Origin of the sequence: Vibrio sp. TH_r3 (assembly GCF_033101115.1) — a bacterium.
GTDB lineage: Bacteria > Pseudomonadota > Gammaproteobacteria > Enterobacterales > Vibrionaceae > Vibrio.
Map to the genome: position 1 here is coordinate 1 of NZ_JAWMPW010000046.1, position 9495 is coordinate 9495.

Below are 9495 nucleotides of genomic sequence, written 5' to 3' on the forward strand. Positions count from 1 at the left end.
TACCAAAACAATGCCTTCTTATTTTATTCCGAACAAGAGAACGAGGATCTTTGGCTCCAAATTCAAAGTAAGATTTCAAAACGATCCTTTTATAAATTTCTATATGACTTAACGGCTCTTTTGATTCTTCAAGAACTTTTGTAATCGCATCAATGATTCTCATGAAAGCTCCCAAAATGCCATATCACACATTTTCACAATATTCTTAGCCCCATCAATATAGAGGCTATAGTGTTTATCTAACTTCTGAATCGTATCCATCAGCCTATCCTGTTCAGTCTTATCATTGACGCTAAACATCGCTTTAATATCTTGTGGCTTAATCTTAGCCACGCGGTGAATCACCCAGGTTAGGATATAACTTGAGTAGTCATTCTCTCCGGTTTGGAAATGAGTAATATCCTGAGTTGATAGGATCACACCCACCCCATACTCACGCCCCTCTTTTAGGATCTTCCGTAGGCTCGGGAAGTTCTGCGACATAAAGTTATCCGCTTCATCTACCAAAATCATCTTAGTAATTTGCCGGTAGTCACCCTGCACCTCAGGTTTACCTTTCTTTTGCATCTGTGAGTAGAAAAGGTCTAACGTAAGTGCAACAACAAGATTTTGAATTTCTGAAGGGTAGCCAGCAAGTTCAACTACCGTGATACCATCAACCAAGTCATAAAGACTGGTACATTTGATGTTATCGTCTTCAAAGATCTCTAGCTCATACAAGCTCTCAAGTGCCGCATATAGAGAATCTTCATCTGGTTCTGTTTCAATGAACAAATCCCAAACCTCAGAAATTGTCGGAGCTGGTTTTGACCAAGTACTTCGATCAGCTTTACGAATACCAGCCAGTTCATAGGCTTCACTCACCAATTTACGTAAACGCAGTTGCTGCTTTTGCCCTAAGCCAAAAGCTTTACCCATGGTTTCAGAGAAACCACGCGCAGTATGTACAGGCAACATTGGAGTATCACCAAATAGGCTTAGTGGGTTATATGGCAATTTATGGAGATTAAACTTCTTCCCTGCTGTTGCCTTCTGAAACTTATCGTCTACATAATCTGATTTATAGTCGAAAATGAGTATGCCAATTGGAACACCGTTCACATTGTCTGCCTCATTGCGGTAAAGCTGTGTAATTACAGATTTAGTAAACTGAGTTTTACCTGTACCCATTGTGCCAATAATACCAGTATTGGTATTCATAAATTTAGCGGTGTTGGTCGGTTCCCAGTTTAAGGGGGCTTGTGTTAGAGCATCGTGGCCAAACAGCACAGTCAAGTTGTTGTTAGACTGAACTTTCAATGCTTCTCCCACTGGCACTCCTTGTTGCTCAACGGTGGCCTCTACAGGTTTCATTGATTCTACAATTTCAGGCTCATCAGATACGGCCACTAATGACTGTGGCGCTTCTTCAGCTAGTTGTACTAATCGAGTTTCGTCACTCAGCACGTACTCGCTTGGTACGTGACAAAGTTTAACAACATCTAATCCACTAAGCACCTCTTGCAGCGGTGTTTCCACCAATCGCGGAAGTAATCCCATTGGCAGATCTACTTTTAACACCCCTTCCATCATTTGGTAATCGGGTTGTAAGCAACCTGCCCCTTCAAGGTGGCTAACGACAAAGCCCTCTGGGTATTCTGCAATTTGGCCAAGTGAGTAATCACCTCTTAGCCACTCTTCTTTATTAGCAAGTAAGCTATCGAAATAATCATCAGCAAAAACCTTGTATAAACGATACTTGTCGACTTGCATCAATACTTGACGCACAAAAAGACCACGGTAAAGCTTACTTGCTAGGTCATTATGACCTAGTAAGTCTTGGCTTAAGTAACGAAGTAGCTCTTTCGACTGTTTAACAGCTTTATTGTAATTTGGCACAGAACCTGTTTTCACTTCTACAGGTAACAGATACATATCTTGATCTTTAAAACCAACCAATAGCACATCGTCAGAGATCTCGCCTTTCTTGTAACCTTGAACATTGCGAGAAAACTCGCTATCTGACATTTTCAGCCCAATATTGCCCGAAACACGGATCATCTCAGCAACAGATAGCGGAACCCATGTAATATCTGAATCGTGTACTAGGCTAGTAACAAACTTATAGGCACCAATCACGCCTTTACGCTCTTTGTTGATTGTTGGGGCACATGTCATCATTTTAAGAAGCCAATCACCGTTAAATGCGTTGAACTCATTAATTTGACCACCGTCCCCTTGCTTTATGACTTTTTCAAATAAACCACGCTGTGCAGTAACAGTGATAGCGTCGTAACTTGAAGAGCTGGTGTACTGATCTGAATAGTGAATCAGTACCACATCTTCATTACTGTGGAAGAAGTCCAACGTCACTTTCGGATCAATTATAGTCGTCCAGATAGAGCTGTCGTAAGAACGTTCTAGTAAACCTTTAAAGTCTTCACTTACTGCAAGAGCGACCGCATTTGCGCCGTGATATTGAGTGTTCGGCTTGAGCGCAGGCTTTAACAAAGAGCCAACGTATTTTGCCATCATTAAGTGCACGTGATCTTGATAATCCGTTCCTTTCAAACCAAATCCAGTAAAGTACGAGTCTGATTTACTTTCAGAAGCATCACCAGTGAGTAGGCCATCACAAGCTATACCTGATGCCATGTCTTCAATTGCAATATCAGAACAATCAACTTTGTCGTTATTACGAAAAAAGGAAAGATGCGCATAAGACTGGCCATCTTTTTCGGCTTGGGCATTAGTAAACTTACTGTAAGTTAGGCGGGTGCGAAGAATATCTATAATGGTATCGGCGACCTCACGAACCTTACCCTTATTCAACTCTAGCCACTCTTTCAATTCATCGTAGTTGGAGGTTTCTGCGAATCGATCAAACGCATTAAACGATAACTTGTCATCATACAGATTGATATGAATCGATGCAGCCTGCTCTTGATTATTGCGGATATAGTCCACCAACCCCATGAATAGCTCATCAGCACTGTCTTGGTTCACTGCATTAACAATAATGCTCTTCTCCGAACCTGTGAATAATTGCCTGAACGCAGTTTGGAACTCGTCGATTTTCTCTTTCACTAGTTTACGAACGAAGGTAAGGGCGCTTTTTTCTTGGGGTACACTCTTAATCCAAAACGAGTTCTCTTTTACCTGCTGATTATAAGCAAATTTATGCTTTGGATGATAAACGTATGGCAACAAACCTTTTGGTGATAAGCGTTCGAAAGTGACATCAGGAAGCTTAGCAAAACTCTGATCATCGCGAATTGCATTTCTTAAGTTGAGGTAATAAGCCAAAATCAGCGGGTGAAAAGGTGAGTAATACTCTTCATCTTCAGATTGTACCAAACCAATTTTCAGCGCTACCTTTTGCTCTTGGGTCAACATACTGCCTGTTGGGATCGCTTCAAAATACGCTAAACAAGCGTCAACCGTATTTTGAACAAGCATTGTAAATTCATCACCCCAAGATGCCAATGATGGTGTACTGCGACGTTGTTCTAGGTAGTCAAAAAGCTCAACGTAAGAAGAGTACATTGCGTCATCAATTACTTGCAGATCATCAAGCTTAATCGCACTAGAGTCTGAAATAAACACAACTTTCTGGTTGATGAACTCTTCTTCCCAACGAAGTAACTTTAAGCGAACACCTGGTACAACGAACTCACTGTTATCAATGCCCACCTTGCCTTTTTTAGAATAAAACTCACCGTTATATTCGTCTTTAAATAATTTGTGATAACGACCTCTATTAATCAACAAAGGTAGGCTCAATGAATCAGTTGCTACAGCTCCTTCAACATTAAATTTAAGCTGGTTGTCACCCGATTTTACTGCGAAATTAATTTCATCAGCCTCATTAGCCAACGCTTCAAAATCCACTATAGAATAGTCTGCTAAATCTACAACTTGCATAGCATCAATCAGCGTACAAGATCTGCCCTCACTTGCTTTGATTTGTAGTTTGTTCTCTTCCATGTTTAAGGTTAAACGCTGTTTTGCAGGCGCAGGCTCTACTAAGAAGATATTTTTAAACGGCTCAATGTAGAAGTCACCTTTGCGAATAACTAAACAACGAAAATTGTAAACTTCAGATTTATTCTCACGCTTCAATGCCAAGTTAAAGAACAGAGGCTCGTGTTTATAAGTACCTTTTAAACTAGCTCGGGAAGTTTTAAAGCTATTATGCGTAGTAATCACTTCTCTTTTATTTAGCGCTTTCGCGGGTTGAATTTTGAATTGGCTCTTATCAAGGTTGCTAACACCTTGAAATATAAGCTTCAGTTCAAACTCATTCACACCTTCTTCCAATTCGATGATTAGATGGCGATCACGCATACCTGCTTTAGTTTCAGAACGATTACGCGCAATAATTGTCATACCATCACTTACTTGCTCCTCTTCAAGAACAAGCTGCTGCTGCGCATTGCGTTTTTTTTCTTGCAGGAATGCTTCAAATTCAACGTCTTTCCACGCATCCGTTTCTGAGAAGTTTTCTTTAATAAACTTCTCTCCGAATGACTTCAAACGATCTTGAAGCTGCCCACCAAAGTGCTCGACTTCAAAAGAGAGCTCTTCATAAAGTGAGCGGTTATCCTCAAGACGCTTTTTAATTTGCTTAGGATTACCACTCATTTCAGCTACAAGAGGGTCTTCAAACATGCCTAACTCATTAAATCGTAAGTCACCATCCTCAACAGCCTTATAAAGAGACTCAAAACCAAACATTGTTGCACCGTCTTCAAGAATGGCATCAAACTGAGCGTCAAGAAGACAGTTAGATACATCTCTGCCTTTGTCTTGCTGGTCAATTAACCCTTTCATTGCAGATTTAATCTTAGAAGCACTCCAAACCTGGCCGACCTGAGCCAAGTCATCTGCTGAATTTATCAAGGTATCGAGCAAGCTGTTGTGGATTATCACCAATGCACAACCTTTTAGATAACCCGATTGACTTGAAATCTCATCTCGTAAATGCGAAATATAGTTCTCAGTGAAGCCATCAAATTCAGCTGGGTTTTCACTATGAATAACTGGTACGATTTTGCATCCAGATAGCTCAATAAATGGCAACTTAATATCATTAGTTGCATCAATACTACTTTCTGATTGCGCTGTCATGGCCTTATATAAACGCATGCTATTTTCATTATCTGGCGACTTAAATTGATAGCGGAAACCTGCCTTAATGTGTGTTTCAGCATTCGCTAAAAACTGCTCTACTAGAAAGGTCTCAAATGGTTTTACGGACATACACTGCATCTCCACTATCACTCATGCGCTCTATGTTACCAATGCGCTCATAGAATTTAATTAGTTCTTGTTCTGTTTGCTTATCAACAAAAATACCACGTTGCTCTAAGGCGGCGATCAACTCGTGAAAACGAAGTTTGTCCTTTTCTCCAACAACAAGGTTGGTCAATAAAATGATGTAGTCTTGGTTGAGTACTAATACTCGACCACTACGACCTCGACTTTGAATAAAGTGAGATGCCAAGTATTTTTCGATTTCCGATACATACTTCTTATTGATATTGAAACGTTCACCGAGACTAAACTGTGCTAATGCCAACTTCATTACATTACCTAACCAATCAAGTGCAGAATCTGATTCATCGAAAACCGTATCTAGATGTCTTTGAGACTTAAATGCGCGAGCAAAGTTTTCCAAATTCTCTTTTAAGTATGGAGATTTTGATTCTTGAATACCCTTCGATATTTCCCACAATGGTAATTTTGTTACTTTTTTGTCGCCGACTCCCGGCTGCAATAACTCTAACATAGTCAACATCGGAAATAATCTAGTGGCAGATTCATTGAACAATTTATAGCCATGATTCTTAATGTGGGTACGTTCGTTACTTGCACGCTCGTAATCCATAATGAAATACAATGGCTTAGCAACTGGCTCTTGCCCATTCCGCCAGTCCGTTAGAGTTAAACTCAACTGTGCGGTATAAGTAAAACCATAGAAAGACAAGAACGACTCAATTTCGCTGAGTAAATACTTGGGGCGGCTTGCCAAAAACTTCAAGTCATCACGAAATGCCTTCGAAAGATAAGGTAAATACGGTTTCTCACTCGCTTGTAATGATGAGTCAGGCTTCATTTTTCCACGCAAAGTAGAGAGCATCTCACGCTCAATAAAGTTTAGCTTCGCATCAAACTCTTCAACTCGCATGTTCTGAAGTAAGTTGGTAAACATAGAAGCAACACGCGAATCACTCGTTGCAAACTCACCTTTTTGTGCACGAAAGAGAAGGAGTTCTGGACTAACGGAAAAGATGTCTTTGTCATCAAAATACATCTCCTTTAGCACTTTCCAAAATTCTTCTTCACCGAGTTTTTCTTCAAACGCAGTTTGGCAATCAGCCATAAACTCTTCGTAGCTATAACCTTCTACTTTTTTACGTAAAAGTCCACGCAAAACTAAACCGATCACCGCATCAATATCAAAATCATTACCTTTGGTTCGAATAGGTAGGTAGCTGCTTAAGCTATTTTTATTTGGCACTTTTTCCGCGGTTTGTGGCAACGTTGGATTAAATGGTTGGGTGTAATTATCCATTATCATTTTATAAACCACTCACTTCGAAATATTCATCGTCTTCATTCACGACCTTATAGCGTTTGTCGTTTTTCAAAATAAATAGGGTGTGTTTTTCATTGGCTACTGTAATGATTTGTTCAATCACTTCATCTAACAAAAGTACCGCATTCTTGTCGTGTTTGTTTGGACGGTACCCTTGGTTAATTTTTTCCAACAGCTCAAGTAAATTAATACTAATAGGCATAGGTAGAAGTGAATGATCGTCTACTCGAATATGAGCGTTGAACGTGCCGATTTTACTCACAGCTTGCGTTTTGATAGATGAGAAGTCAGGTTTAACCTCTAGCTCAACCGCAGTCTTAAAACCGTTATATTCAGAGATAAAAAACTGGTCTTTATCAAGAGATGGAGAGTTGCGATTACAATAACGATGTACCGCTGAAATCAATATGTCTTTGTAGAATTTATTCAGCTCTTTTCTCTGTGTACTTGAACCATCAAAGTCACGGTGGAGTAACCAGATGTCGGCATATTGATCGACCAATAAACTATCAAAGTCTTTCTTTAGTCCATTGATATAATCATTTGCAAACTGCTCTTCATTTTTTAACAAGTACACCATGCGCAAATAAGAAGCCGCACTTAGCACGTCGAATACACCCAGTGCTTTTACTTGATCTTTAAGTTGTATAAATCCAATATCCTCAATTCCTAAACCAAATTGGAGAACAAATTCATCAACTCTTCGAGTGTGAATGTTGCTTGGATCAAAGCTTTGAATATGCTCTAGCAACTCATTATCAGAGCCTGAGAACAAATTATCAAAAATATAACCTTCGCTTGCTAAGATCTGGTAAACAAAATCCAACAATGCACGTGCTGTTAAAAACTGGTCTTTGATTAAACGAGCCTTCAAAAGCAACGAAATAATATTCTGTTGAACAGAATCTATACCAAGTAAAGCATAGTTTGCCGTGAGTTTGCTATGGCCTGATTTTTGCAGCTCGCTATCATACAATGCGTAAAATGGATTATCCAAAGTTGGCTCTGTTAAGCGCGCGAGAAACTTAGCAGCAAAATCAGATGTACTAATCTCATGACCCAGTGAAAATTTTGGGTACTGTTCGAAATCTAAGAAAGTGTGGTTCGCTGAAATACCATCCGTTTTATTTTCCAGAAACCCGTTTATCGAAGCTTTAATATCATTGTGTTGCTCAGAACCATCCTCAGCATAGTTGCCTAACATTCCAATATTAATACCAACAACGAGTGGCTTATCATTTTCTTTAAATTGTGAGAACCGCTCATCTAGCGCATTGATTGCGGTCTGATTTGGATTAAAACTGTGGGTCGCATCCAGATGGAATTCGTGTGTCACTTTGTACTTTTGGCTGTATTGAGTCAAAATCTCAGACTTTCCATCGCCGCTACTGCCACATAAGAAAATAATCTCCCCTGGTTTAGATGATATCAGCCGTTTTTTAAAGTCAGTTTCAATATCGGTTCGTATATATACATACTTTTTATAATTGAATAGATGATCGTGATATTGATCTCTTTCTGTGCTAACAGCGTAGGGTGATGACTTGGATAAAATGCTAAGAGCATGCTCTAATTTCATAGTGTTTTTCAAGCCCAGTAATTTTAGTTGATTAGATTATAAAGCTCTTCCTTTAAGGATATTCTTGATCTTACAAATCGAGCGTTTTTTATTCCAGATACACATGTATTACCAATACTAAATCTTAACTCCTTGATCGGTTAAACTAAATCAAAAAGCTGCCTAAAGTTGAATTTATTAAATTATCTACAAATCTTTATTCCATCTCGAATAATGGAATTAACAAGAACTAGTATCGAGCATTTTTTCTATATAGTTCCAAATAGTCTCTCAATATAGCACTAACGTATCTTGATGAATATCTTGGAATAATACGAATAAAAAAGCAAATAGTTTCATATTAAACCTAAAATTTAATAATAAGAGATGTGGGAAATCGCACAATACTGAATAGCCACCGATTTCCTAGACTGAACAACATCGTCTCACAACTGCTTTAATTACCATAACTTTGCATAAATGCCGACATTTTTGTCGAACTCTATTCCTGCTTTAGCACGAACCTTCGTAATCTTACTTTATATATTGGTCAAATTCTTTCCATTTATCGACCTCCTTATGACCAACAAAATTAACTAACGCTTCGACAGACAAAGCCAAAGATATTAGACAAGAAAGCCCATCTAACTTAATACCATCATTGTCTTCATTAGCTATTTTTTCACGAAGTCCAGTGAGAATATCGAATATGCTAGCGTTCTTACCGCTCAAGTACTCTACTGATGTGTAATACAGCTTTTATATGTCGACTTTCTCAAATGGTGTAGGTTCTGGAGTAACTATAGCTAGATTTGCTATGTCTTCCATCGGATCAATCTCTATCAGACCATCTCTTTTTTCCCGTTTGAAAACAGCTCTGAGAGTAGTCAGATATTCATTGATGGACTTGTTTTTATAGCGGCGATGTAACCTGTTGATGATGCCTTGAATATCACTGTGCGTCGCATCTGTTACCGAACGCCGAGCAAAGTAGTTAACAAATTTTCTTTCTTTGCTTTTGTCTGCTCGCAGGGTAGAAGGAGCCACGGTATGTTGACGAAATTCTATGTACTTATTTATTGCTTATTTGATTAATTCCAGATTGTCATTTTTCTCTTCATCCTGCTTAGACAGCTAATTGCTACTTTTTTATTTGAGAGCAGAACACTGGAAGAAAAAGCGAAATAAAAAACCGAAATTACTAGGGCCTGTTGATCTTTGCTGTACATTTCGCGTTCAACAATACATCGGTAGCCACATCAACATGAATGCCAGCGATAACATGCTGGCATAGTTCCTTTCTAACTTGTCATATCTACTTGAAATAGCTCGATAATGCTTAATTCTCGCAAAGGTG

General features: G+C 38.9%; 5 protein-coding genes and 1 pseudogene. All 6 read right to left on the reverse strand.

Translation table 11 applies throughout. The features are described from left to right. Positions 1–159 precede the first annotated feature (159 nt). Positions 160–5241 (reverse strand): DNA phosphorothioation-dependent restriction protein DptH, encoded by a 5082-nt coding sequence (gene dptH, locus R3X26_RS18445; RefSeq protein ID WP_317718792.1) that lies wholly within the window; start codon positions 5239–5241, stop codon positions 160–162. Next, complete coding sequence (gene dptG, locus R3X26_RS18450) at positions 5222–6562, reverse strand: DNA phosphorothioation-dependent restriction protein DptG (protein WP_317718793.1); 1341 nt, start codon at positions 6560–6562, stop codon at positions 5222–5224. Before dptG ends, dptH begins: the two co-directional genes overlap by 20 nt. 1 nt (position 6563) lies before the next feature. Continuing rightward, positions 6564–8159, reverse strand: coding sequence for a DNA phosphorothioation-dependent restriction protein DptF (dptF, locus tag R3X26_RS18455; protein WP_317718794.1), 1596 nt, complete (start codon positions 8157–8159; stop codon positions 6564–6566). Positions 8160–8672: 513 nt separating this feature from the next. Then, entirely contained in the window at positions 8673–8870 is a 198-nt protein-coding gene (locus R3X26_RS18460) for a hypothetical protein (protein WP_317718795.1), read from the reverse strand. Positions 8871–8897: 27 nt separating this feature from the next. Further along, a complete protein-coding gene (locus R3X26_RS18465; RefSeq protein WP_317718796.1) occupies positions 8898–9218 on the reverse strand; it encodes a site-specific integrase in 321 nt (106 codons plus the stop codon). 156 nt (positions 9219–9374) lie between these two features. Next, positions 9375–9495, reverse strand: a pseudogene (locus R3X26_RS18470) (IS5/IS1182 family transposase); the annotation flags it as partial.

Excerpts from the sequence above, each read along its gene's own strand:
- dptF (WP_317718794.1), bottom strand. The coding sequence starts at position 8,159 with ATGAAATTAGAGCATGCTCTTAGCATTTTATCCAAGTCATCACCCTAC.
- dptG (WP_317718793.1), bottom strand. The coding sequence starts at position 6,562 with ATGATAATGGATAATTACACCCAACCATTTAATCCAACGTTGCCACAA.
- dptH (WP_317718792.1), bottom strand. The coding sequence starts at position 5,241 with ATGTCCGTAAAACCATTTGAGACCTTTCTAGTAGAGCAGTTTTTAGCG.